The organism is Pseudoalteromonas sp. 2CM36K, from assembly GCF_023161865.1.
GTDB classification, from domain to species: domain Bacteria; phylum Pseudomonadota; class Gammaproteobacteria; order Enterobacterales; family Alteromonadaceae; genus Pseudoalteromonas; species Pseudoalteromonas tetraodonis.
This window is the reverse complement of sequence record NZ_JALNTK010000009.1, coordinates 1-25,988: the sequence shown is the minus strand read 5'-3', so window position 1 is coordinate 25,988 and position 25,988 is coordinate 1. Positions and strand designations below refer to the sequence as shown.

Genomic DNA, 25,988 nt, shown 5'->3' with positions numbered 1-25,988 from the left:
ACATACTCATAGTTATTCTCAAAGTATCTAGGTAGAGACGTGATTCATCAACCTTTTAAGGTAATGCCTAATGGCACAAATATTTAAAGCAAAGAAAAAACCACTTCAACAGCAATCACTTGAACTTGATATAACGGCAATGGATCACCACGGACGTGGTATTGCTAAGTACAATAATAAAGTGTGTTTTGTCAGTGGGGCATTACCTGATGAGCGAGTAAAAGCCAAGTTAGTTGATGATAAAGCACGTTACAGCCAAGCTGACACGCTTAAAATACTCAAAGCCAGTGAATATCGCACCACACCCATTTGTGAACATTACAGCCAATGCGGTGGTTGTCAGTTACAGCATTTAGATGCCACACAACAAGTCGTTGAAAAGCAAGCGGCGGTAAATCAATTATTTGCCAAGTTTGCAAAATTAACTGATTTGAACTGGCAGGCTCCGCTGCTAAGCCAAGCAACGCATTACCGACGTAGTGCCCGCATTGCCGTAATGTTCGACAAAGCAGCAAAAAAAATGCGGGTAGGCTATAGAGCACGTGGCTCTAAAAGTATTGTTAGCATTAATCATTGCCCAGTATTAAGTGACGTATTTGCAGAGGTATTTAGCGTATTTGATAACATAATTAATCATAATAAGGCGCTGCACAGTATAAGTCATTTGCAGTTATGCGCTGCAGATGAACAACACTTTATTGTTATTCGTCATACAAAAGCTATTTCGCCCACAGATAAAGCGTTTGTTGAGCAAAGTGTCTCGGCGCATCATTGGCAATTAGTGTGGCAAAGTGATAGCGATACCATTGATCATGCCCACTTAGCGATGCCATTTTATAAGCTTGATCAGTTAGATATAAAATTTGAATTTGGACTAAATAACTTTATTCAGGTCAATGCGAGTGTAAATCAGGCAATGTTAATTCAAGCGGCGAGCTGGTTAGCATTACAAGGTGATGAAAATGTACTGGATTTATTTTGTGGTATTGGTAACTTCTCTTTAGTGTTAGCAAAGCAGGCTAAAACAGTAACAGGAATTGAAGGCGTTACTTCGGCGGTTGCATTAGCGACGCAAAATGCGCACACTAACTCTATTACAAATACCCAATTTCATTGTTTTGATTTAACCACGAGTATTAAAAAAGCGCCGTGGTTTAATAAAGAGTTAGATATTTTAGTACTCGACCCCTCTCGCACTGGTGCTATGGCAGTTTTAGAGCAGCTTCCATTAACGCAGTTTAGAGCGATTTTATATGTCTCTTGCGACCCTGTTACTTTAGCCCGTGACAGCGCTATTATTTCGCAAGCCGGCTTTGAACTTAATAAAATAGGGCTAATGAATATGTTCCCTCATACGGGGCATATCGAAACTATGGCGTTATTTCAACGGAGGTAAAGCGCATTATGGTAGCGACACGTCAATCTCATCAACATGACAAAGCGGGTGATTTTTTTTCACGCGTAGAATCTCTTGATTTGTCTCAGGAAAAAATTAGCTTACTCAATAAAGCACAGCAACTTTGCCAAACTTGCGATAATAGCGAGCGCCAAAATACCGCCATAGAGATGGTGGAGATTTTGGTTGAGCTAAATTTAGATGCTGACTCGTTAGCCACCGCCTATTTAACCCCTTATTATTTAAATGATGTAGTGAGCATTGACGCTGTCGAAGAGCATTTAGGAAATCATGTTGCGGTGTTATTAACGGGTGTGTCGCAAATGGCCACCATAAGTACGTTAGCTCATCAAGGCAATGGTACCGTGCAGGTCGATAATATTCGCCGTATGTTGCTTGCTATGGTGGAAGATGTGCGTGCCGTGGTGATTAAATTAGCCGAACAGGTGTGCCATTTACGCAACGTAAAAGATGCCGCTGAAGAAGAGCGAGTGATTGCAGCCAAAGAGACTGCGGATATATTTGCACCGCTTGCTAATCGCCTTGGTATTGGCCAATTAAAGTGGGAGCTAGAGGATTTAGCCTTTCGCTATTTACACCCAGATATTTATAAAAATATAGCTAAACAACTTGATGATAAGCGCCTTGCCCGTGAAGCGTATATGGCTGATATGGTTGAGCAAGTAAAACAGCGCCTACATGAAGCGGGTATTAAAGCCGAGGTATACGGCAGGCCAAAACATATCTACAGCATTTATAAAAAAATGGTGAAAAAGAACTACGAGTTTGATCAGCTGTTTGACATACGCGCGATGCGAATTGTGGTTGAGCGCCTGCAAGATTGCTACGGTGCCCTAGGCATAGTGCACACTAATTGGCGCCATTTAAATAAAGAATTTGACGATTACGTTGCGACCCCAAAACAAAATGGCTATCAATCTATTCATACCGTAGTATTTGGCCCCGAAGGTAAAACTGTTGAGATTCAGATCCGAACGCACGACATGCATCAAGATGCAGAGCTGGGCGTTGCCGCACATTGGATGTATAAAGAAGGTGCGTTACCAGGGCGTGGTTCAGGTTATGAGCAAAAAATTAGCTGGTTGCGTAAGTTACTGCAATGGCAAGAAGAAGTGGTTGATGGCAGCGATTTAGCGCAAGAGCTTAAAAATCAAGTGGTTGAAGACCGCGTCTATGTGTTTACTCCACGTGGAGACATTTTTGACTTACCACTAGGAGCAACACCTCTTGATTTTGCTTACTACATTCACTCCAATGTAGGGCATCGGTGTATTGGTGCAAAAGTATTTGGCAAAATAGTGCCGTTTACTCATCAATTAAGTACCGGCGATCAGGTTGAAATACTGACCCAAAAGCAGCCAAATCCAAGCCGTGATTGGCTAAATCCGTCGTTAGGTTATATTAAATCGTCTCGCGCTAGAGCCAAAATCCACCATTGGTTTAAACAGCTCGACCGCGATAAAAACTTAAGTGCGGGTAAAGAAATCCTTGATAACGAATTACAAAAGTTAGAGTTAACTTACAAAGATTTAGACCCAGCGATAAAGCGTTTTAATTTTAGAGAACTTGATGACTTAATGGTCGCCATTGGTGCAGGCGATATTCGCCTTAACCAAATGCTTAACTTTATTACCGATAGAACGGAACACGAGCCGGTTATTCGCTTTAAATCGCCCAGTAAAGTGACTGGCGATAAAAACGGCATTGTGGTTGATGGAGTAGGCAGCTTAATGAGCCATGTTGCTCGCTGTTGCCGCCCTGTACCTGGGGATGAAATTATTGGGTATATTACCCAAGGCCGTGGCATTGCCGTTCATCGTGAGGATTGTGACTCGTTTAGTAATTTAAAAAACAAGCACCCAGAGCGCGTTATTTCAGTAAGTTGGTCAGATGATATTAGTAGCTCCTACGCGTTAACTATTCGTATTGAAGCCAGCGATCGGTCTGGGTTAATTCGTGATATTAGTTCTGCTTTGGCGAATGAAAAAGTCAATGTGCTCAATATGAATGTCAACACGGTTGATAGCACTCAAACGGCTATTTTTGTGATGCAAATAGAAGTGCATGACTTACAGGGCACCAATAAAGTGCTTTCTAAGTTACACCAGATAGAAGGGGTGCACAGTGCAAAACGAGGGCAGTAATCAGGCTAATAATGAGGCTTTAAGCCAACTGCTGGAAATAATGCAAACACTGAGAAACCCTGAGAGCGGATGCCCTTGGGATCTCAAGCAAACGTTTGCGTCAATCGTGCCTCATACTCTTGAAGAGGCCTATGAAGTGGCTGATTGTATTGAAACGAATAATTTAAGCGATTTAAAAAATGAGTTAGGCGACTTACTATTTCAAATTGTGTTTTATGCGCAATTAGCACAAGAGCAGCAATTATTTAATTTTAACGATGTAGTGGCACAGTTAAATGAAAAGCTGGTGCGTCGTCATCCGCATGTATTTTCAGCGCAAGACACACCTAAAACCGATGCCGAATTAGCTGCGCAGTGGCAAGCAATAAAAGCACAAGAGCGTGCTACTAAATCCCAAGGTCAAAGCTCAGTACTTTGGCAAGATATACCAAACAGTTTACCTAGCTTAACAAAAGCCAAAAAAATTCAGCAACGGGTCGCTGCGTTAGGGTTTGATTGGCCGACTTATCACGGCGCGATTGACAAAGTGAGTGAAGAGGTTGAAGAAGTGAAAGAAGCCTTAGCTCATGATCCATACTCAGATCATACAGCAGAAGAGCTAGGTGATTTGCTGTTTGCTACTGTTAATGTAGCGCGCCATGTTAAACGTGACCCAGAGCAATTGCTTCGCAGTGCGAACGATAAGTTTTCTGCACGATTTGAAAAGGTGCAAAACTACTTAATTGCACAGGGTAAATGTATTGAGTCTGCGTCTTTAGAGGAAATGGATGCAGCATGGGATGCGATAAAAAAAATTAAATAAATAGGGACATAAAAAATGTCTGTTTTTTGTGCACAGATTTGCTATTTTTAGCTGGATTGCTTAGCTATGTTTTGGTACAATTTCGCCCCGTCTTGTTTATATTCCAAAATCACTTGTTTGGGTATTATATTCCTTTTAATTCCTGATATTCTAGGGTTCGCATGAGTACAAAATTTATCTTCGTTACTGGCGGAGTTGTTTCTTCGTTGGGTAAAGGTATTGCAGCAGCATCGTTGGCCGCTATTTTAGAAGCCCGTGGCTTAGATGTTACCATTTTAAAGCTGGATCCTTACATCAACGTTGACCCAGGCACAATGAGCCCAATTCAACACGGTGAAGTATACGTTACCGAAGACGGCGCAGAAACGGACCTTGATTTAGGTCACTACGAACGTTTTATTCGCACCAAAATGACCAGCCGTAATAATTTTACGCAAGGGCGCGTATATGAAGATGTACTACGTCGTGAAAGACGTGGCGAATATCTTGGCGCAACAATTCAGGTTATTCCTCATATCACTAATGATATTAAGCAACGTGTTTATGATGGCGCAGAAGGCTATGATATAGCAATCGTTGAAATTGGTGGTACGGTAGGTGATATTGAGTCACAACCATTTATCGAAGCTATTCGTCAAATGGGCACAGAGATTGGTCGTGAACGTGCGCTATTTATTCACTTAACGCTAGTGCCATTCTTAGGCCCTGCCGGTGAAGTGAAAACAAAACCAACTCAGCACTCAGTTAAAGAGTTACGCTCAGTCGGTATTCAACCAGATATTCTTATTTGTCGCTCAGACCGTAAGCTGCCAAATAACGAGCGTGCAAAAATTGCATTATTCACAAACGTTGAAGAAAAAGCCGTTATTTCACTGCCTGATGTAGACAGTATTTATAAAATCCCTGCGTTATTAAAGTCGCAAGAGTTAGACAACTTTGTATGTCGTCGTTTCCATTTAGACGCGCCTGAGGCTGATTTAGCTGAGTGGGAACAAGTATTGTATCAAGAGTCTAACCCAACGGGTGAAGTGACAATTGGTATGGTTGGTAAATACATTGAATTACCGGATGCATACAAATCAGTAAACGAAGCATTAAAACATGCGGGCCTAAAAAATCGTTTAACTATTAATATTCAATACGTTGATTCACAAGACTTAGAAACTAAAGGAACCGATATCCTTTCTCGTTTAGATGCTATTTTAGTGCCAGGTGGTTTTGGTGGTCGTGGTGTTGAAGGTAAGATTTTAGCGGCTAAATATGCTCGTGAAAACAAAGTGCCTTACTTAGGTATTTGTTTAGGTATGCAGGTTGCGTTAATTGAATACGCACGAAATGTTGCCGGTTTAACTGATGCAAACTCAACGGAATTTAATGCAAATTCAGAGGCTCCAGTGGTTGGTTTAATCACTGAGTGGCTAGACGCTGAGGGTAACGTAGAAGTACGTGATGAAAAGTCTGATTTAGGTGGCACAATGCGTTTAGGCGCACAAAAATGCCATTTAACGCCTGGCTCTAAAGTACACGAAGTGTATGGCAGCGACGAAATTGTTGAGCGTCACCGTCACCGTTACGAAGTTAATAACAACTTCGTTGCACAGCTTGAGCAAGCAGGTTTAAGCTTTACTGGTTTATCTGAAGATAAAAAGCTAGTAGAGATTATTGAAAATAAAGATCACCCTTGGTTTATTGCAGCGCAATTCCACCCGGAATTCACTTCAACGCCACGCGATGGTCATCCGCTATTTGAAGGGTTTGTAGCTGCGGCTCATACCTACCAAAAAGCGTCTTCGTAATTTAAAAAAGGCTGTGCATATTGCGCGGCCTTTTTTGTTTCTAAGGCTAGCCAAGGTTAGCCGTACTCACCATTTTGGGAATATAGAGGAATCAAGATGTCAGAAATCGTAAAAGTAATCGGTCGTGAAATTATGGACTCGCGTGGTAACCCAACTGTAGAAGCTGAGGTATATTTAGCTGATGGTTCATGGGGCCGTGCTGCTGCACCATCAGGTGCATCTACAGGAACTCGCGAAGCATTAGAATTACGTGATGGTGATAAAACTCGTTATTTAGGTAAAGGCGTATTAAAAGCGGTAGGTTTCATTAATAATGAAATTGCAGCGGCTTTGAAAGGTCAAAATGCACTTGCTCAAAGTGATGTAGACCAAGTAATGCTTGATTTAGATGGTACTGAAAATAAAGAAAAACTAGGTGCTAATGCTATTTTAGCGGTTTCACTTGCTAACGCAAAAGCGGCTGCACAATCTAAAAAAGTAGAGCTATACGAGCACATTGCTGACTTAAATGGCACGCCAGGTGTTTACTCTATGCCACTACCAATGATGAACATCATCAACGGCGGTGAGCACGCTGATAACTCAGTAGATATTCAAGAATTTATGGTTCAGCCAGTTGGTGCTGCTAATTTCCGTGAAGCACTGCGTATGGGTGCTGAAGTATTTCACAGCCTTGCAAAAGTGCTTAAAGCGGATGGTCATTCAACAGCTGTTGGTGACGAAGGTGGTTTTGCACCAAACCTTGCATCAAACGAAGCAGCACTTGCAGCAATTAAAGTGGCTATTGCAAATGCCGGTTATGAGCTTGGTAAAGATATTACGCTTGCACTTGATTGTGCTGCCTCTGAGTTTTATGACAAAGAAGCAAATATCTACGACCTTAAAGGTGAAGGTAAAAAGTTTACCTCTGAAGAGTTTAACTACTTCTTAAAAGACTTAACTGAGCAATACCCAATTGTATCAATTGAAGATGGCTTAGATGAGTCTGATTGGGATGGCTTTGCACATCAAACTAAACTAATGGGCGATAAAGTTCAATTAGTGGGTGATGACTTATTCGTAACCAATACTAAGATTTTAAAACGTGGTATCGACAATGGTATTGCTAACTCAATCTTAATTAAATTTAACCAAATTGGTTCACTAACAGAAACGTTAGCGGCAATCAAAATGGCGAAAGATGCTGGTTTTACAGTGGTTATCTCTCACCGTTCAGGTGAAACAGAAGATGCAACCATTGCTGATTTAGCGGTTGGTACAGCTGCAGGCCAAATCAAAACAGGCTCATTAAGCCGTTCAGACCGTGTTGCTAAGTACAACCAATTGCTTCGTATTGAAGAGCAATTAGGCGCTAAAGCACCGTACAATGGTTTAAAAGAAGTTAAAGGTCAGTAATTCTTTAATTTGTTTAAAATTATAAAAATCCTCGCTTATGCGGGGATTTTTTATGCGTGTTATAAAGTAATGGGAAGGGCTGTCCATAGTGAAGCTACAGTAGAGAACCTAAGACTAATTACAACTGAAACTGCTGTTTTAATATCTCTTTTGTAAAACTGGTTTTTAAATAAAAGCCACGGGGCAGGGTTTGTATAATTTGTCCGTTCGGGCCTATGGCATCGGTAACTACTTTGCTATTAGCAGCTTTTGGCCGTATTTGCATGGCGTCGCCTAAATGCCCTGATATTTCATCTACCCGACCAAGCGCTATAAGCTCCATTTGCTCTTCCCAGTCTCGCTGTAATTGCGCATCTTGCGCGGGGGAGGGTTGCCACAAAAAACCACTGCCTATGGTTCTATCAAACGGGGCGATATTGCGCTCACTTAAAATAGGTAACCATAAAACATGATTCAACTTTTTACGTACGCTACTTGTGTGCCAGGTCATGCCAGTTACATTCATTAGTGGGGTAACCGACACAAAGGTGGTTTCTAGCGGTTTACCTTTATATGAAATGGGCAATGTTTTGAGCTCTATACCTAAATCTTCAAAGTCGGGTAGCGGTTTTGAACCGGCCGTTGCGCCTAAAACATACTCTATCAGTTGACCTGTCCAGCCTTTTTCACGCAATAAATCATCTGGCGTTTTAAAGTGGTACTGCTGTGCTAGTTGTCCTAGTGTGAGTCCTGCAATAGCATCGACACGTTGCATTAATTGCTTGATTGAATGAGGTTTTAAAGGTTGCATACTGTTTATTTTAGTTGAATAAATACCAACGCCATGATAGCAAATTAGGGTGTTAGTGGATATCTTTAGCGGTTGGTTGAATTTTGTTCGCACTGTGTGTGGTGCAATTTTATGCGCTGTTTTAAAACGCTAAATTTAACTAAGTAACTGAACTGTATTGTTTTTTTTGTTTTTAGTGTTCAGTTTTAATTAAGGTCTATATTTGTTGTAAGGATAAATACAGATGTATAAACATGTTTATCCACAGATTCTGTGGAGAACATCACCTTTTAGATCTTGCATTGTGGATTTGTTTGCTAAATGAGCGTGTTTTACAAAAGTTATGCACAAGCTGTGAGTAACCAGCACAAACAGTGTGGTTTTTATGTATGGCAGTGTTATTTGTTATTTACATGCAATGGATTTTGCCATTAATTTGCCTTAACCGAGGACGTTAACGAGGCTTGTACGTAATAGTATTTGCCGTATTGCAGCTAATGTGGAACAATCATAAAAAATCGACTTACAAATGAGGCACTAAGGTGATTGATGCCGAAGGTTTTCGTGCCAATGTCGGAATTGTAATTTGCAATAATCAGGGGCAAGTGTTTTGGGCCAGACGCTATGGTCAACATTCTTGGCAATTTCCCCAAGGCGGTGTTGATGATGGTGAAACACCAGAACAAACTATGTACCGTGAATTACACGAAGAAGTAGGTTTGCGACCAGAAGATGTAGAAATAGTTGCAAGCTCAAAACATTGGTTACGCTATAAATTACCCAAACGATTAATCCGTCGCGACTCAAGTCCGGTGTGTATTGGGCAAAAACAAAAATGGTTTTTACTGAAGTTACGCTGTAAAGATGAAGATGTAAATTTACTAAAAACGCACCATCCTGAATTTGATGATTGGCGGTGGGTGAGTTATTGGTATCCAGTAAGGCAGGTAGTATCGTTTAAACGGGATGTTTATCGACGTGTTATGAAAGAGTTTGCTCCTTTTGCTATGCCCTTCAATAAGCGAGAGCAACAAAAAGACAATTGGCGAAGCAAAAGGTAGTTTTACATAAAAAGGAGCAGTGTATGCTGGCAACACTCAGATCGATAGCTGAGTCTGTTTCGCAACAAGCGAATTTAGACGATGCGTTAGTGTGCTTTGTGAAAATGGTAAAAGATGCCATGAATACCCAGTGCTGCTCCATTTATTTTGCCGATTACAGTCAAGATAACTTTGTACTAATGGCCAGCGAAGGGTTAAACCCCGATGCGGTGGGTAAATTTAGAATTGGCTTTACTGAAGGACTTGTTGGGCTAGTTGCTCAGCGCGAAGAGGCGATTAACATTGCGTTTGCTAAATCGCATCCTCGCTTTAAACTCTCCCCAGAAGTGAACGAAGAAGGCTACAACGCTTTTTTGTCTGTGCCTGTTGTTCATCAAAAAAAGGTATTAGGCGTTATTGTTGTGCAACAGAAAATGGCTCGAGTATTTTCTCAAGATGAAGAGTCGTTTTTAATTACGCTCTCAGCGCAGTTAGCTTCACAGCTTGCGCATGCCGAAATAAAAGAAGTATTGCGCCAAGATGAGTCGTCTCATCAAACATCGGTTTTAAAAGGGGTGTCTAGTGCGCCAGGCATTAGTATTGGTAAAGCCTTTGTTGTTATTCCTAAACTTAATTTTAAGTCCATAGAACTTACTAAAAATAGTGATGTGAATGAACAACGCCGTTTATTCACGCAAGCGGTTGCTGCAACGCGCAAAGAATTTAGCACCTTATCGATGACATTAAGCGATACCATACCGCAAGAAGCGTTGGCGGTGTTTGATGTGTATCAGCAATTATTGGATGCTAAAAGCTTAGGTCATAATGTTGAGGCACAATTACAAGAAGGTTGGTGTGCAAAAAGTGCATTAAAAATTGTGATTGAACGTTTAGTTGCGCAGTTTAATGAAATGCAAGACCCTTACATTAAAGAGCGTGCGGTTGATGTTAAAGACATTGGCTTACGGGTGCTTCATCACTTAGTGAATACCGAGCATGCAATAAAAGACTACCCTGAAAACACAATCCTCATAGCTCACACATTAACTCCTGCGATGTTAGCCGAAGTGCCAAATGAGCGTTTAGCAGGTGTGGTAAGCATTAATGGTTCAGCTAATAGCCATGCCTCTATTTTAACGCGAGCAATGGGGGTGCCTGCAATTTGGGGTATTGAAGATTTACCGTTATTGCAGTTTGATAACAAAGAAATGATTTTAGATGCTTTTGCTGGACGTTTATATATTTCGCCTTCGCAAATGCTTATTGATGAGTATACCGAGTTACAACATCAAGATAACTTACTCAATAATCGTTTTTTAGAAGAGCAATCGCTGCCTGCAATTACCATGGACGGGGAGCATATTAGTTTATTGCTCAACGCTGGGCTTGAACTTAATACGCAACAAAATAGTGCCCATATTTGTGATGGTGTTGGTCTTTACAGAACCGAAGCGTGGTTTATGCAAAAAGGGCAGTTTCCATCGCAGCAAGAACAAGAAAAATGGTATCGAGAAGTACTCAGTAGCTATTATCCTAACCCCGTAGTTATGCGAACGTTAGATATTGGTGGCGACAAAGTTTTAGATTATTTTAATATTACCGAAGAAAACCCGTTTTTAGGATGGCGTGGTATTAGAATTAGCCTAGATCATCCTGAGCTTTTTTTAGATCAGCTCAAAGCCATGCTCAAAGCGAATGTTGGCTTAGGTAATTTAAAAATAATGCTGCCTATGATCAGTGGTACTGATGAAGTTGAAGAGTCGCTGGCATTGTATAACCAAGCCTATTATGAGTTAAGCGAAACATTTCCTGAGCAACTAATAGAAAAGCCAGATATTGGCATTATGCTTGAGGTACCTTCAAGTGTATTTATGCTGCCAGAGTGGTCTAGAAAAGTCGATTTTTGCTCAGTGGGTAGTAACGATTTAACTCAGTATTTATTAGCGGTAGATAGAGCAAATGCCCGTGTGGCCGATTTATTCAATCCTTATCATCCAGCTGTGTTACGTGTATTAAATAATATTGCCAGCGAATGTGAGCACTATGAATTGCCCTTTAGTTTATGTGGTGAGCTTGGCGGCGATCCCGAGGGAGCAATATTACTCATTGCCATGGGCTATAGACGCTTAAGTATGAACTTATCGTCGTTAAATAAAGTGAAATGGGTGCTTAGGCGCTTAAATGTTAGTGATATGGAACAATTACTGAGCGAGTGTTTAGCACAGCCCAATGCTAAACAAGTGTTGCGTTTAACCCGTAATTTTATGATAGAGCATCAGCTAGGTAATTTATTTTATACACCTAAATGATAGGGCTGTTATAAATGATAGGGCTGTTATAAATGATTGAGCTGTTATTGTTTATATAATCAATTAAAATATACATATTCTTAAATGTATTAGAGATAACTATGTATGAACTAGGACTTCTAGTTGCAAGTTGTGCGTTATTAGGTTGCATTGTTGGTTTTTTAGCAGGACTTCTAGGCATAGGCGGTGGTTTAATCATTGTGCCGGTGCTAACGAGCTTGTTACTGGGTTTTAATGTGGCCGCTGCCGATCATGTATTAGTTATCGCTATTGCGACATCTTTAGCCTCTATTTTATTTACCTCGACCTCTTCAGCGTTAGCTCATCATAAAAATGATAATGTGCCTTGGAAAATTGCCCCTTGGGTAATGTCGGGTGTGGCCATTGGTGCCTTGATTAGCGGCTTTGCTGCCAGCTTTATACCTGAGAAAATGTTACGAACCGTGTTTGCGGTGAGTGTGGTTTTTATTGCTATGAGAATGGTGCTTTCTGCCCGTAATAAAGTGAGCGTAGGTCACCCGATGCCTGCAGGCCCCGTGCTAGGAAGTATTAGTGCGATAATGGGGGCACTATCTGGGTTGATTGGGATTGGCGGTGGCGCATTACTTGTGCCTATGCTGCACTATTTTTCGGTTGATATTAAAAAGGCAATTGGTTGCGCTGCTGCATGTGGTATTGTAATTGCCTTTTTTGGCTCTATTGGTTATATCAGCGCCGGTTGGCGAGTAACTGACTTAGCGCATGGTTTTATGGGATTTGTTTATTTACCTGCATTGTTAGGGATTGTTGTTACCTCATGGTTTATAGCGCCAATAGGCGCCAAAGCAACACATTACTTACCTGTAAATACAATTAAGAAAGTTTTCGCGATGTTACTTGTTATCATCGCTATTAAAATGGTTTTTAGCTAAAGGTTTATTTTTATGGCACTGGAGTTTCCTCAAATTGATCCAATAATTTTTTCTATTGGACCACTTAGCGTTCGTTGGTATGGATTAATGTACTTAATTGGTTTTGCGTTTGCGATGTGGTTTGCTAATCGCCAAGCTAGTAAGTCCGGTTCAGGTTGGACTAAAGACGAAGTCAGCGATTTACTCTTTTACGGCATGCTGGGCGTTATATTAGGTGGGCGTATTGGTTATGTTCTGTTTTATCAATTTAGCTATTTTATCGAAAACCCCTTATATTTGTTTAGAATAGACCAAGGAGGCATGTCGTTTCATGGTGGAACACTGGGGGTGATCACTGCAATTGCTATTTTTGCTTACAAGCGTAAAAAATCGTTATTACAAGTCGGTGATTTTGTAGCACCTTTAGTGCCTGTTGGTTTACTGGCTGGGCGTATAGGTAACTTTATTAACGGCGAATTATGGGGGCGTACCACTGATGTTCCGTGGGCAATGGTGTTTCCAACTGGAGGCCCGCTTGCACGCCACCCTTCACAACTTTACGAAGCTTTTTTTGAAGGGTTTGTATTGTTTGTCATATTACTGTGGTTTATTAAGCGTCCACGTCCTGCGGGAAGTGTGTCGGGTTTGTTTTTACTGGGTTACGGCGTATTTAGATTTTGTATTGAATATTTTCGCCAACCAGATGCGCAATTGGGTTTATTTGCCGACTTTATCTCTATGGGGCAAATTCTATCGTTACCAATGATAATTGGCGGGTTAGGCTTACTTATTTGGGCCTATAAACAACCACAATCAAAAACAGCGGCAAAAGCTTAAAAGAAGAAGTTAGATGAAACAATATTTAGAATTATGTCAGCGCATTGTTGACCAAGGACAATGGGTTGAAAATAAGCGTACCGGTACACGTTGTTTAACGGTTATAAACGCTGATTTAGAATACGATGTGGCTAATAATCAGTTCCCTATGATCACCACGCGAAAAAGCTATTACAAAGCAGCTATTGCTGAATTGTTAGGTTATTTAAGAGGCTATGATAGTGCTGAGCAGTTTCGTAATATAGGCTGTAAAACTTGGGATGCCAACGCCAATGAAAATAGTGCCTGGCTCAATAATCCTAATCGTAAAGGTGAGGATGATATGGGGCGCGTTTATGGCGTGCAAGGACGAGGCTGGCAACGCCCTGATGGTTCAACACTAGATCAACTGGCAAAGGTCATCAATAATTTAAAAAATGGCATTGATGATCGCGGTGAAATTATTACCTTTTATAATCCAGGTGAGTTTGAGCTTGGCTGCTTGCGCCCATGTATGCATACGCATACCTTTTCATTACTAGGCGACACCCTGTATTTAACCTCGTACCAACGAAGTTGTGATGTACCGCTAGGTCTAAACTTTAATCAAATTCAATGTTTTGTTTTATTGGCACTGGTTGCACAAATTACTGGCCACAAAGCCGGTAAGGCATATCATAAAATCACCAATGCCCACATTTACGAAAATCAGCTAGATTTAATGCGAGATGTGCAATTAAAGCGCGAGCCATTTGCTTCTCCTCAATTAAAAATTAACCCAGAGATTAAGTCACTCGAAGATATAGAAACATGGGTAACACGTGATGACTTTGAGGTGGTTGGTTATCAATGCCATGAAGCGATTCAGTACCCATTTTCAGTTTAAAAAATAAGGAGAGCATAATGAAAGCAGTGATCCCCGTAGCCGGCCTTGGAACACGTATGTTACCGGCTACTAAAGCAATTCCAAAAGAAATGCTGCCCGTTGTAGACCGTCCACTCATTCAATACGTAGTTAGCGAAGCGGTTGCCGCTGGCATTAAAGAGATAGTGCTAGTAACGCATTCGAGTAAAAACTCGATTGAAAACCATTTTGATACCAGCTTTGAACTAGAGGCAACGTTAGAGAAACGTGTAAAGCGGCAATTACTTGCCGAAATACAGTCTATTTGCCCTAAGGACGTGACGATTATTCATGTACGTCAAGGTGAAGCAAAAGGCCTAGGCCATGCTATTAACTGTGCCGCCCCTATTATTGGCAATGAACCTTTTGTGGTTATTTTACCCGACGTTATTATTGATGATGTAGAAAGTGACCTAACAAAAGACAACTTAGCTGAAATGATTACTCGCTTTGAGCAAACTAAACACAGTCAAATTATGGTTGAGCCAGTCCCTAAAGATGACGTAGATAAATTTGGTGTTGTGGATTTAGGTGATGTTGAGTTAAACCAAGGTGAAAGCTCACCTATTCAAAGCATGGTAGAAAAACCACCCGTTGACGAGGCACCTTCAAACCTTGCTGTGGTTGGTCGTTACGTGTTGAGTAAAAATATTTGGCCATTACTGGCTAAAACCCCTCAAGGTGCTGGTGATGAAATTCAGCTAACAGATGCAATAGCCATGCTTATGCAAGATGAAAAAGCAGATGCCTACGCAATGAAAGGCCGAAGCCATGATTGCGGCAGTAAAATTGGTTATTTAAAAGCAACTATTGAATTTGCTCTTCGTCGTGATGAATTCGCCGGTGAGCTTAAAACGTTTATTAAAACGTTAATTTAAATAAACTTATCATTATTAGAAGCGCCTATATGGCGCTTTTTTTGATTGTAAAATAGCTTTTTTAGTATTTTAAATTATCACTATTTTTGCAGTTATACAGACATATTTAACATTGTGTTGTAATCGCCATGTTAAATCAGGTTGTTTTGTTGTTAACGTGCTTTGTTGATTCAATGGAAAATTGACTTAATTGAGCGGTCTAAACTATTGAAAGAGAAACAATCAATATATGAATACAGCAAAAAGTATCACCGATATCTGTTAGTCGTATTACTGTTGTTATTAAGTACTGGTTGTACGATATCGCCTGATAAAACATCATTAAATGAACAAGTTAAAGATTCACCTGAATATGTAACCATCACAGCGCTCGAGCTTGCTCAACTAAAAGATGCCGCCTTGCAATGGCAGCAAGCACGCTCTGGGATAAAGCGGCTATTAAAGTTAGAACGTGAGCTCACATATTTAGTTGATCACCTAGATATTATTAACAGTAAAGCAATAGCGTAATCTAATCAGGCTGTTAGCAATCGTTATGCTCGCTTATCAATTAAGACTAATACCTCGGCAAACCTCAGGTATGGCAATAACTACGCAAGCACCTCAGATAAAGTTGAACGACCAAGGCAAAGGTATAGTAACCGCTACGCAAAATCCTATAAAGGGGACGCTCCATACAATCAGCGACACAGTAGTCGCTATGCTAGCGTGCCTACAAAAATAATTACAGCCCCTTCAAAAAGCTACAGTAAGCACGCTGTTAGTTTGCCTGTGAAAGCAACGAACTCAATTGTGAAGAAAAAAGTATTCCCTCAAACATCGAAGCTAACAAAAGTGACAATGGTTGATACCAACAAAAAAAGTATTTGCATTGCAGGTTGCGTCACTCGATTCACAAGAGAGTGTTGCTAAAAAATGGAAGCAAATTAACAAAAAAGCAGCGCCTTTGTTTAAGGACAAAATCACGACAAATATTGAAAAAGCAAAGGTTAATAACAAAACCTATTATCGATTAAAATTAGGTGAGTATTTTAACTTTAAAAGTGCATCTTCATTATTTCAGGGCGAATTTGTGGCGAATGTAGAAACTATTAATGTAAGTGGGGTTACTTACTACCGTTTAAAGCTTGGAGCTTATCAAAATCAAGCCAATGCGGCTGCTGATTGCGATAAACTAAAACAGCGCCAAATCAACTGCATTGTGAGCCATTACACCCAACAGCCATTAAAATAAATATGTATCTAGGGTATTAGGCATAATAATTGCTATGTAACTATTATGTTTTTAGAGGATGGCAACTATGCGCCTTTTGTTACCCTTACTATTATTAAATTTAGCGGGCTGTAGCTTAACACCCCAGCCAAAGCCGAGTATAAGCACTGATGCGCCTAAAGCGGTTATGGCACCTTATACGCTTAACCAGTACGTAAATAGCTTGAGTGCCCAGCTTAGCCATATTAAAGAGCCTTTTAAAAGCACCGCTTCAATTGCGGTCAGTAGCTTTTATTTAGCAGATGCCCTAGATTCTCATGTTGCTCAAGGGCAAGGGGCAGGGCTTAGCCAGCAAATTCAGGAAAGCTTAATAACCCAATTCACCCAATTAGGTTATAACACGGTTGAATACCGGCTTGAAAACCAACTTAACTTATCAGCGAGTGCAGACTCAGTACTTAGCCGCAATACTGGCAATTTAAAGCAGCGTCAGATTATTGACTTTGTCATCACCGGTACTTTAACCCGTCAAGAGCATGCTTATATTGTTAACGCGCGCATGGTAAATATGCAAACTAATCAAGTTGTATCTGCCGGCAGTACTGAAATTCCCATCAATGTGATGTGGAGCAATGAAAAAATACAGCAGCGCGGTGACTATATTTACCGCAGTGAATATTAATTAGGAGCGCACATGAAACGCCTACTATTAACTTTATGTTTGCCACTAGGCTTTGGTTGTTCACAAATGAAAAACCATAGTGACACACAAATTACCGACGATGCACCTATGTTTTTTGAGCAACGTCCTGTAGCCGCACCTACACAAAGCGACTCGCTGTATCAAAATAAAACAGCAGTGATGAATAAAAACAAACAAGTTAACACGCCAACACGCAAAAATATTAATCACTATGTGCGTGGCATCATGCAAGACATGGCTGAAAATTTACAGTACGTAAATACTAAAACGCCATTGGCGGTATCGAGCTTTGTATTTTTAGACCGTGACTATAACAATGCTGGCTTAGTGGGCAATCAAATTGCCGAGAGCTTTATGCATGAGCTACATAATTTTGGTGTACCGGTAATCGATTTTAAAACCACCGATTATATGCGTGTAACCCCTGGTGGCGATTTTGTTTTTAGCCGCGACTATTTAGAGCTTAACCAAGAACAAAACTTTAGTTACGTATTAGCAGGCACGTTAGTAAACCACCAAGGCGGCATATTAGTAAATGCACGAATTGTTGGTTTAGCGAGTAAAGCGGTTGTAGGCTCTGCACAGGGCTTTATTCCGCAATCAGTTGTTGATGCGCTAAATAGCAGTAACAGTGCTGATGGCATTATGCTTAAACAGGCGAGTAAGTGAGGTTTATCATGGCTAACTTAGCTAAGCGCTCAGCTTTAATTAGCATAAGTGCATTATCACTATTACTTTCAGGCTGTAATTTACTTAGTGAATCTAACATGGCTGAATCCGCCAAATCTGAGCCAGAGCAAACAGTGGTAAGTGATCTTGATTTTAATCAAATCATGTCGCAAATGCAGCGCAATGACGAGCAAGAGCAATATGCTGATACAACGCAGTTTAACCCTAACAAGCATCATAAAAGCTTAGTTAACTACGTAGAGCAAATGGCACTTGATTTAACCGACACCATGCAAGTAGTCCCGCAAGATGCAGCGATTGCAGTCACGTCGTTCGTTGATTTAGACGCAAGTTTAACTACAGCAAGCCAGTTAGGTAATCAGTTATCAGAAACTTTTATACATCAGCTACAAAAGTTTGGTTATAGCGCGGTTGATTTTAAAACAGCCAATTTAATTACCGTTAATGAACAAGGCGACTTTGCATTCACCCGAAACACTCGCAAGCTTGCAGGTACGAATATAGCCAGCCATGTTTTATCGGGTACATTAATTTACCGTGCAGATGGGGTTGTTGTTAACGCTCGCGTGATAAATATTGAAAATAAGCGCCTTGCCGCCAGCAGCCGAACATTTATACCGCTTTACGTATTAAATAAAGAAGATATATATTTATCAAGCAATTAACTTAATTTGAGGCTTGATATAAAAAACCAGATACCGTTATAATTTTTGTAAGCTGTAAGCTGTAAGCTGTAAGCTCGATGTGGCCTCTTAGTTAAATGGATATAACGGCCCCCTCCTAAGGGGCAGTTGTAGGTTCGATTCCTGCAGGGGCTGCCAATAAAATCAATGAATTATGTTCTTTCTTTGTTTCTATATCAACTATATGTAGTATATTTGTAGCAATGTCAGCTTTGTGCCGTTCGGATAAAAAGTGAATTTGAAAGCTTGTTGGGTGGCGCCTTCGGCTTAACCAACCTACATTTTGGCGTAGGTCGGATAAGTGGCGGAGCCACGCCATCCGACAAAAATGATAAATTTACCAGAGACAACTGCCTTACACTGTAAGTTAAACCACTCTATACCGACTATCGGCTGAGTGCTAATTGCGGACATTAGTAACGCTAAGCTAACGGGTAGTGACCGAAAGGTGCGGGTTTAGTACCTTATATGTGATTACCTATTACGCGCCTAAAAGTGGCAAATGCTTTCGCTGCTGATAGGTTAAAGCTAGCTCTAAACAGTTCTTGATTTCCGCCTCAGGCAACGAACTCGATAAACTTAATACGATTGCTCTATTACCTTGAAATTCGAGTGTGTCATTGTGCAGCTCTCTAAATGTATCGATTAACTTAGTTTGGCAGTTGAAGAACAAGTAGTATTGGTTTGGCGATTTCAACTTCCAATCAGTTCTAATTGGGCTGCCTGTTTTTACACTATAACTATGCTCACCCCATTTCAGTGACTCTTCGACTTCACCTAGCTCCAAATCGGATGCAAGCTTGAGGATTAAAGTTCGTAACTCCTCAAGTCGTAGCCGAACTTTTTCGGGATATTCTTCGAAGCGATTTTTGACTACCTCGTCCATTGAAAGCTCCTATTCATATAACAACTTTATCAGAGGACATTTTCCCTATTCTAGCGCGAAAACGTCCATATCTCATGAGCTTCTATTATTATTTTAGCTTATCTGAGCGTATAAAAAAGAGGAAAGTTTTCTTCTTTCTTACTAAGTAAATGACAACTCACCTCAATGTCCGGTTATCGCTCAAAGAAGCCCTCCATTAAATTCTGCATAATAAAAAAGCGAGCTATCAATTAACCCGCTTTATAAAGTACTTTGTCGAACCCCGAACCCCGAACCCCGAACCCCGAACCCCGAACCCCGAACCCCGAACCCCGAACCCCGAACCCCGAAGCTATAACTCAGCCATCACTGGTAATTGTAGCAATCAGCTCACTCAATACTTCTTCAGCTTTGCTGGTTTCTACTTGGCAAGTGCCAGCATTTAAATGGCCGCCGCCGCCATATTTAAGGCATAACTCGCCCACATTGGTGTTTGAGCTACGGTTGGTGATTGATTTACCAATGGCGTACACCACGTTTTGCTTTTTAAGCCCCCACATTTTATGAATTGAGATATTACACTCGGGGAACATGGCGTAAATAACGAAGCGGTTAGTAGCGTAAATGGTTTCTTCTTCGGTTAAATTGAGTACCACTAAGTTGTCGTGTACTGATGAGCAGCGGTCTATTTGCTCTTTAGCTTGTGCGTTGTGCTCGTGGTATAACGCAACACGCTCGGCAACATCTTCCATTGCTAGTATTTGTTCTATGCTGTGATCTTTACAGGCGTCAATTAACTTCATCATTAACTGGTAATTAGAAATTTTGAATTCACGAAAACGGCCAAGTCCTGTGCGCGCATCCATAATAAAGTTCATCAGTACCCAGTCTGTTGGGTTTAAAATTTCGTCTTTTGAAAATTGTGCAGAATCCCCTTTATCGACCGCTTCCATCATGTCAGTTGAAATATTAGGGAATTTCTCTGCACCGCCATAATAGTCGTATACAACGCGTGCCGCAGAGGGCGCATCTGGGTCAATAATGTGATTTTTTATATCGCTTGCGTTACGAACGGTTTCACTCAAGTGATGATCAAATGCAATATGACAACCGGCAACATAGGGAAGGTTAGTGGTAATATCGTTGCTGGTAATGGCTATTTTACCGTCTTGCATGTCTTTTGGATGCACAAATAAAATATCGTCGATTAAATCTAAATCTTTAAGTAATACGGCACACACTAGGCCGTCAAAATCGCTTCGAGTGACAAGTCTATATTTATTATTGCTCATTTTCGGTCTATTTTTGTTTGTTTATTAATCTGAGTGTAGCAGTTTAAACGCCATTTTATATACCAGTTTTTAACATAAAAAAAAGCCAAAACAATGGTTTTGGCTTTGAGTAGCAAGTGTGTATTAGTGATGTGTTATGCGCCTGGGCCACATTCCATACAATGGTTAAGAATGTCTGGGCCAAATTTTAATTTAGCGTTTAAATCACGCAGTGCCGTGCGCAGGCCTTCTTCAATAACAGGGTGATAAAAAGGCATATCTAGCATTTGTGGTACAGTCATTTTGTTTTGTACAGCCCATGCAAGTAAGTGAGCAATGTGCTCTGCTTGTGGGCCTATAAATTCAGCACCTAAAAATAAACCGGTACCGTGCTCGGCATATACGCGCATGTGCCCTTTGTTTTTTAGCATAACGCGGCTGCGACCTTGGTTTTCAAAGCTAACTTCGCCTATTTCAAAGCAATCACAGCTTCCTAATCGTTGGCTAATTTCTTTAAAGCTTTCACCAACCATGGCTATTTGTGGGTCGCTAAACACAGCGGCAATTTTAGCTCTACGTAAACCAGCACGCACTTGAGGGTAGCGGCCTGCGTTTTGCCCTGCGATAGTGCCTTGATCGGATGCTTCGTGAAGCAGTGGGATCATGTTACTGGCATCGCCGGCAATAAATATGTGAGAGTCGCCACATTGCATAGTGTGGGCATCAGCGAGTGGTACGCCACGTTCATCAAGCTCTATGCCGGTGTTTTCTAACCCTAGCTTATCGGTGTTTGGTACTCGCCCGGTTGCAGCCAGTACATAGTCAAACTGCTCAGTATGTTTAACACCTTGTTTGTCGGTGTAGGTAAGCTGGGCTTTATTATCTACTTTTTTCATGTCTGATACGTTTGAGTCGGTATCAACATAAAATTCTTCTGCAAATACGGTGTTAGCGTAATCTTTAACCACGGGGTCGGTTAATGGGCCTATGGCACCACCTACGCCAAATAGTTTTACCTTTACTCCTAATCTGTGCAACGCTTGGCCAATTTCAAGGCCTATAACGCCAGGTCCAAATACGGCTACTGATTCTGGTAAATCATCCCAGCCGAATACATCGTCATTAATAATCAATCGGTCGCCAAAGTTATTAAATACGCCAGGGTAAGATGGGCGTGAACCCGTTGCAATTACAAAGCGTTTGGCAGTAATAATGGTGTGGTCGTCTATTTGTACGCGGTTGGCGTCTAAAAATTGTGCATAGCCACGAATTTTATCTTCGCTAGGTATTTCATCTACGGCTTCTACTACGAATCCTGCAAAGCGATCGCGCTCACTTTTTACTCGTGCCATAACGGCTTTACCGTCAATTACCGGTTTTGAGCTGTGAACTCCAAAGGCAGGGGCCATTTCTATTGAGTGCGCGGCTTCTGCTGCTGCAATCAATAATTTACTTGGCATGCAACCAACACGTGCGCAGGTTGTACCGTAAGGGCCAGATTCAATCATAAGTACGTTTTGAGTAAATTGTTTAGCATTACGGTAGGCACTTAAACCAGCGGTACCTGCACCTATAACAACAACGTCGGTTTGCAATTCTTTCATAGTGTTTTTCCTTTAATAAACAGGGGCGTTGCAGCCCCTGTTTTATTTACTTAATTAAGCAAAGTATTTTTCTAGGTCGTCTGAGCCACCAATGTGCTTACCGCCAATAAATACTTGTGGTACGGTTTCACGGCCAGATACCGCTTTAAGGCTGGTAAGTGATGCGCCAGCGCCCATTACAATTTCTTCAAAAGCAAAGCCTTTAGCTGTAAGTAGCTCTTTTGCTTTTTTACAGAAAGGACAGCCAGGCTTAGTAAATAGAGTAACTGCTTCTGGTTTTACTTGAGTTGGGTTGATGTAATCAAGCATAGTGTCAGCGTCAGATACTTCAAACGGGTCGCCTGGTAAATCTGGTTCGATAAACATTTTCTCTACTACGCCATCTTTAACCAGCATAGAGTATCTCCAGCTGCGCTTACCAAAACCTAAATCGTTTTTATCAACTAGCATACCCATGCCGTCGGTAAATTCACCGTTACCATCTGGTAGTAAGGTAATATTTTGCGCTTCTTGATGTTCAGCCCATGCGTTCATTACAAAGGTATCGTTTACTGATATACAAACAATGTCATCAACGCCATTTTGCTTAAGTACGCCTGCTAGTTCGTTGTAGCGTGGTAAGTGCGTTGATGAACACGTTGGTGTAAATGCACCTGGTAGTGAAAATACAACAACCGTTTTACCTTTAAAAATGTCGTCTGTAGTCACTGATTTCCATTCGTCGTTTTGACGAGTTGCAAATGTTACGTTTGGGATTGTTTGACCTTCAATATTGTTTAACATGTTTTTAGTTCCTCTTGATTTGTTGATAGCCATTATGGCGAGTATTTAAATATAGTTCCAATCGTTTGTTTGTATTAAACTGATAGGTATAAACTATCAGGTTGAGTGTAAATATGAACTTAAAAGATTTAGAGTATGTAAAAGCGGTTGCCCACTATAAGCATTTTCGTAAAGCGGCCGATGCCTGTTTTGTAAGCCAGCCTACTTTAAGTGGGCAAATTAAAAAGCTTGAGCAAGAATTGGGCGTTATTATTTTTGACCGCTCTACCAAGCACGTTACCTTAACTGCCAAAGGTGAACGTTTATTGACACAAATAGCTGTCGTTTTAGAACAAACACAAATATTAAAAGAGCTGGCAGCAACATCTAATGAACCACTGCAGGGTAAGCTTACCATTGGTATTATTCCAACGATTGCGCCGTATTTATTACCTACGCTACTAACATCAATGAAAGCAGCGTTTATAAATAGCCAGTTTTCGTTTATTGAAATGCAAACAACCACTATTTTAGCTGCGTTAGAGAGTGGTGAAGTCGACTTTGCAATTTTAGCGGATGTACCTGAACTTAAAAGTTACCATACCATTGATTTATATAAAGAAGACTTTTTAGTTGCCGCATCAAGCGATAACGCATTGTGTAAGCATAAAAAAGTGGCACTGCAAGACCTGCAAGGTTGCAACCTATTAATGTTAAGTGATGGCCATTGCTTTAAAGATCAAGCCCAGCAGTTTTGTTTTTCGGCAGGGGTAGATGTTTCCAGCCAGTATCAAGGAAATAGCATAGAGACTTTATTGGCGCTGGTGGCGATGGATGATGGCGTTACGTTTGTGCCAAAACTTGCAGCAATACCACGAGTGGGTATTCATTATTTGCCTATTTTTCCTAATCAGCAACGTAATATTGTGTTTGCATGTAGAAAGCATTACCCGCACTTATCTGGGGTTGAGCAATTGGCTCAGTGGTTAAGCGCCCACTCTAATTTAAAGGCTAAACTAAGCGAGGCGCTTTAGCATTTTATATGCGGCTATTGCTCGGCAATCTCTACAATGTCATTAATTTGTACGCCCGGTAAAGGTTGATCATTAATACTGACGGCAATAGCGCTGTGCTGATAAAGCTGCTCAATTCGTATACGATTAAGTGTAGTGATGGTATGCGGCATAGTGTTGCCTTGTGCGTCAGTTAAATAATTATGATGGGCAATACTCAGTTGTTGGCCTTTTTCTAAGCCATGAGCCTTACCTAAATTAATCACTAGTTTATTGTTTTCCATATGCATTATTTTACCTTGAGTAGGTAGGCAGGCCATGGCAGCTTGCAGGTCGTAACTTAAGGTTTGGTTTATATCACTAATGCTTTGGCCAAAAGGTGATTGCCAAAACCGATTACTATTTACATCAATAATGGCTGTTTTTTCAAATGGCCAAATTGCTTGGCTTTGATAGCTGTTTTGCCATAACGGCTCATAAGTGGTGCCATTAAATAAGCTAAACTCTATTTGGTAGTGGCGCTGATAGCTTTCATCTTGCCAAAACGCATAGTCGCTATTGAGTTTATCGCTGGTAGATAAACTGGTTATTTGACTTAACAGCACATATTGCGCGTTGCTGCGTGATGAAATTTCTTCTAACTGGCTGTTTGAATAGTCATGCTGTTGATTAAAGTAGGTATCAACCTTTATAGCTTTGTTGAAATAGGCAACGGGTATTGCACTCATTTTTGATTTTTGCAACGAGGTATAAATGTTTTTACTGACTGCTTTGTTAATGTCAAATATTTGACCCATTCTCGCTTGATCACGATTTGTTAGTTGGCTTTGCGTGACAGCTATAAACTTATTAAAGTTACTTTGTGGACATTGCTCTGTTTGCGCAAAGATATCTAAGCGTAAGGTAATTGCAAACTCATCACTACTGCGGTTTTCGCTAACGAGCTCTATTTTTTGAATTTCGCCTTGGCTACTAATTTTTAGCTGATCTTGGGTTAAAACACCATCAACAAGGGTTTGCACCGAGCTCACCCGCGCACCAGAGAATACAAGGGCTTGGGTAATCGCATCTTTTATTGCAGCGGCCTTTGCACCGGGAATGTCGCTATTTTGAATAACCGCATGGCCTGTAGACTCATACCACTGAGCGTGGGTAAAAGGTGAAAACGTTAATACCGCAGTGGTGCTTAATCCTGCCAATACTGCTTTTAAAAACGATTTCATACTCTTACTCCAATTAAACGTTAGCGTTAATGAATCTCAGCAAGTAATGTACCACTATTATTTGTTGTTACAGAATATAGGTATCACTGGCATTAAACGTGCATAACTGAGTTTAATTAGTTTTTAAAGGCCCTGTATGATGCGAGTAATGCCATTAATGATCACATTAGGCTGCTTAACGTTAAGCGGTTGTAGCAATATATTTGATAAGCACGTTGAATATAAATATGTTGAGCCAAATAATTACCCTGTATTAAAAGCAATAGGGTACGCGCCCATTAGTTTGCAGTCGGGAAGTAATGACACTCAAAAACAACTTATGGCGATTAAGGCTTCAAAGCTAGAAGCATACCGCGAACTAACAGAGCAAGTATACGGGCAAAAAATTACCGCAGGTACAACCGTTGCAGGCTCTGTTGCCCAAGATGATTATTTACAAAGCAAGGTACAAGGTATTATTAAAGGCGCACAAATTATAAAAACATATGCCGTAAATGATATGTATATAACTGAGCTTGAACTTAATATGAAACGCGTTCACGACTTGTACATAGGTGAGATAAAGCCACGTGAAGTGAAAAAAGTGACTTATTACTGAGCGACAAATTATTACCCATAAAAAAACGCTTAAACGAATTATCGTTTAGGCGTTTTTTTATGGGTATTCTTTTTTAGCAGTTTCGCCGTAAACCCTCGCCCGATCTGAGGGCGGGGATATAAGGCGTAAAGTTCGAAGAACTTTAATCTGGTGTTGATTGGCTATCAACATAAGCTCGAAGCGTTTCAATCGTTGCTCCACCC

At 40.7% G+C, this 25,988-nt stretch carries 24 protein-coding genes and 1 tRNA gene; 19 read left to right on the top strand and 6 right to left on the bottom strand.

The window, feature by feature from the left end; genetic code table 11:
- Positions 1–70: 70 nt before the first annotated feature.
- The 5 genes from rlmD to eno all read left to right on the top strand — a co-directional run bounded on the left by rlmD (position 71) and on the right by eno (position 7,554).
- On the top strand, positions 71–1,396 hold the full coding sequence (gene rlmD / locus MTN97_RS07240) for a 23S rRNA (uracil(1939)-C(5))-methyltransferase RlmD (protein ID WP_036981637.1): 1,326 nt from the start codon (positions 71–73) through the stop codon (positions 1,394–1,396).
- Between the two features lie 8 nt (positions 1,397–1,404).
- A complete protein-coding gene (gene relA, locus MTN97_RS07235) occupies positions 1,405–3,561 on the top strand; it encodes a GTP diphosphokinase (protein WP_036981639.1) in 2,157 nt (718 codons plus the stop codon).
- Entirely contained in the window at positions 3,542–4,363 is an 822-nt protein-coding gene (gene mazG, locus MTN97_RS07230; protein ID WP_248474045.1) for a nucleoside triphosphate pyrophosphohydrolase, read from the top strand. The genes relA and mazG overlap by 20 nt, the downstream gene beginning before the upstream one ends.
- Positions 4,364–4,524: 161 nt before the next feature.
- The gene (locus MTN97_RS07225) at positions 4,525–6,159 is read left to right on the top strand and encodes a CTP synthase (RefSeq protein WP_036981643.1); all 1,635 of its coding nucleotides are present in this window, start codon (positions 4,525–4,527) and stop codon (positions 6,157–6,159) included.
- Positions 6,160–6,255: 96 nt separating this feature from the next.
- Positions 6,256–7,554: a phosphopyruvate hydratase gene (eno, locus tag MTN97_RS07220; RefSeq protein WP_069440017.1), complete on the top strand. Its 1,299-nt coding sequence runs from the start codon at positions 6,256–6,258 to the stop codon at positions 7,552–7,554.
- Positions 7,555–7,672: 118 nt separating this feature from the next.
- On the opposite strand, the gene mutH is transcribed toward eno, so the two are convergent.
- Positions 7,673–8,344 (bottom strand): DNA mismatch repair endonuclease MutH, encoded by a 672-nt coding sequence (gene mutH, locus MTN97_RS07215; RefSeq protein ID WP_069440016.1) that lies wholly within the window; start codon positions 8,342–8,344, stop codon positions 7,673–7,675.
- A gap of 521 nt (positions 8,345–8,865) precedes the next feature.
- Between mutH and rppH the strand changes: the two genes are divergently transcribed.
- From rppH to MTN97_RS07155, 12 genes are all read left to right on the top strand, one after another.
- Entirely contained in the window at positions 8,866–9,384 is a 519-nt protein-coding gene (gene rppH, locus MTN97_RS07210; protein WP_013465620.1) for an RNA pyrophosphohydrolase, read from the top strand.
- Positions 9,385–9,407: 23 nt separating this feature from the next.
- The gene (ptsP, locus tag MTN97_RS07205) at positions 9,408–11,672 is read left to right on the top strand and encodes a phosphoenolpyruvate--protein phosphotransferase (RefSeq protein WP_214552544.1); all 2,265 of its coding nucleotides are present in this window, start codon (positions 9,408–9,410) and stop codon (positions 11,670–11,672) included.
- Between the two features lie 101 nt (positions 11,673–11,773).
- Entirely contained in the window at positions 11,774–12,583 is an 810-nt protein-coding gene (locus tag MTN97_RS07200; protein WP_069440014.1) for a sulfite exporter TauE/SafE family protein, read from the top strand.
- Positions 12,584–12,595: 12 nt separating this feature from the next.
- The gene (gene lgt / locus MTN97_RS07195; protein ID WP_036981657.1) at positions 12,596–13,399 is read left to right on the top strand and encodes a prolipoprotein diacylglyceryl transferase; all 804 of its coding nucleotides are present in this window, start codon (positions 12,596–12,598) and stop codon (positions 13,397–13,399) included.
- Positions 13,400–13,412: 13 nt separating this feature from the next.
- A complete protein-coding gene (locus tag MTN97_RS07190) occupies positions 13,413–14,264 on the top strand; it encodes a thymidylate synthase (protein WP_138563050.1) in 852 nt (283 codons plus the stop codon).
- A 17-nt stretch (positions 14,265–14,281) separates the two neighbouring features.
- On the top strand, positions 14,282–15,160 hold the full coding sequence (gene galU / locus MTN97_RS07185) for a UTP--glucose-1-phosphate uridylyltransferase GalU (protein WP_248474044.1): 879 nt from the start codon (positions 14,282–14,284) through the stop codon (positions 15,158–15,160).
- 207 nt (positions 15,161–15,367) lie between these two features.
- Positions 15,368–15,670, top strand: coding sequence for a hypothetical protein (locus tag MTN97_RS18120; RefSeq protein WP_409418109.1), 303 nt, complete (start codon positions 15,368–15,370; stop codon positions 15,668–15,670).
- A 334-nt stretch (positions 15,671–16,004) separates the two neighbouring features.
- A complete protein-coding gene (locus MTN97_RS18115) occupies positions 16,005–16,394 on the top strand; it encodes an SPOR domain-containing protein (RefSeq protein ID WP_409418108.1) in 390 nt (129 codons plus the stop codon).
- A 67-nt stretch (positions 16,395–16,461) separates the two neighbouring features.
- Positions 16,462–17,055, top strand: a complete 594-nt coding sequence (locus tag MTN97_RS07170; protein ID WP_069440012.1) for a FlgO family outer membrane protein — start codon at positions 16,462–16,464, stop codon at positions 17,053–17,055.
- A 12-nt stretch (positions 17,056–17,067) separates the two neighbouring features.
- The gene (locus MTN97_RS07165; protein WP_069440011.1) at positions 17,068–17,745 is read left to right on the top strand and encodes a FlgO family outer membrane protein; all 678 of its coding nucleotides are present in this window, start codon (positions 17,068–17,070) and stop codon (positions 17,743–17,745) included.
- Positions 17,746–17,753: 8 nt separating this feature from the next.
- Positions 17,754–18,431 carry a FlgO family outer membrane protein gene (locus tag MTN97_RS07160; protein ID WP_214552533.1) on the top strand — a complete coding sequence of 226 codons (678 nt, stop codon included), beginning with the start codon at positions 17,754–17,756 and terminating at the stop codon, positions 18,429–18,431.
- Positions 18,432–18,512: 81 nt separating this feature from the next.
- Positions 18,513–18,587, top strand: a tRNA-Arg gene (locus tag MTN97_RS07155).
- Positions 18,588–18,930: 343 nt separating this feature from the next.
- On the opposite strand, the gene MTN97_RS07150 is transcribed toward MTN97_RS07155, so the two are convergent.
- The 4 genes from MTN97_RS07150 to MTN97_RS07135 all read right to left on the bottom strand — a co-directional run bounded on the left by MTN97_RS07150 (position 18,931) and on the right by MTN97_RS07135 (position 22,972).
- On the bottom strand, positions 18,931–19,335 hold the full coding sequence (locus MTN97_RS07150) for a DUF1801 domain-containing protein (RefSeq protein ID WP_138596076.1): 405 nt from the start codon (positions 19,333–19,335) through the stop codon (positions 18,931–18,933).
- Positions 19,336–19,673: 338 nt separating this feature from the next.
- Positions 19,674–20,606 carry an exopolyphosphatase gene (locus MTN97_RS07145; RefSeq protein WP_069438731.1) on the bottom strand — a complete coding sequence of 311 codons (933 nt, stop codon included), beginning with the start codon at positions 20,604–20,606 and terminating at the stop codon, positions 19,674–19,676.
- Between the two features lie 134 nt (positions 20,607–20,740).
- Complete coding sequence (locus MTN97_RS07140; protein WP_248474043.1) at positions 20,741–22,189, bottom strand: dihydrolipoyl dehydrogenase; 1,449 nt, start codon at positions 22,187–22,189, stop codon at positions 20,741–20,743.
- 54 nt (positions 22,190–22,243) lie between these two features.
- Positions 22,244–22,972 carry a glutathione peroxidase gene (locus MTN97_RS07135; protein ID WP_248474042.1) on the bottom strand — a complete coding sequence of 243 codons (729 nt, stop codon included), beginning with the start codon at positions 22,970–22,972 and terminating at the stop codon, positions 22,244–22,246.
- 113 nt (positions 22,973–23,085) lie between these two features.
- On the opposite strand from MTN97_RS07135, the gene MTN97_RS07130 reads away from it, so the two are divergent.
- The gene (locus MTN97_RS07130; protein ID WP_248474041.1) at positions 23,086–23,985 is read left to right on the top strand and encodes a LysR substrate-binding domain-containing protein; all 900 of its coding nucleotides are present in this window, start codon (positions 23,086–23,088) and stop codon (positions 23,983–23,985) included.
- A gap of 14 nt (positions 23,986–23,999) precedes the next feature.
- Here the strand turns inward: MTN97_RS07130 and MTN97_RS07125 are convergent, their stop codons facing one another.
- Positions 24,000–25,187, bottom strand: coding sequence for a flagellar assembly protein T N-terminal domain-containing protein (locus MTN97_RS07125; protein WP_248474040.1), 1,188 nt, complete (start codon positions 25,185–25,187; stop codon positions 24,000–24,002).
- 139 nt (positions 25,188–25,326) lie between these two features.
- On the opposite strand from MTN97_RS07125, the gene MTN97_RS07120 reads away from it, so the two are divergent.
- Positions 25,327–25,785 (top strand): LPP20 family lipoprotein, encoded by a 459-nt coding sequence (locus tag MTN97_RS07120; RefSeq protein ID WP_010387855.1) that lies wholly within the window; start codon positions 25,327–25,329, stop codon positions 25,783–25,785.
- The last annotated feature ends 203 nt before the right edge of the window (positions 25,786–25,988 follow it).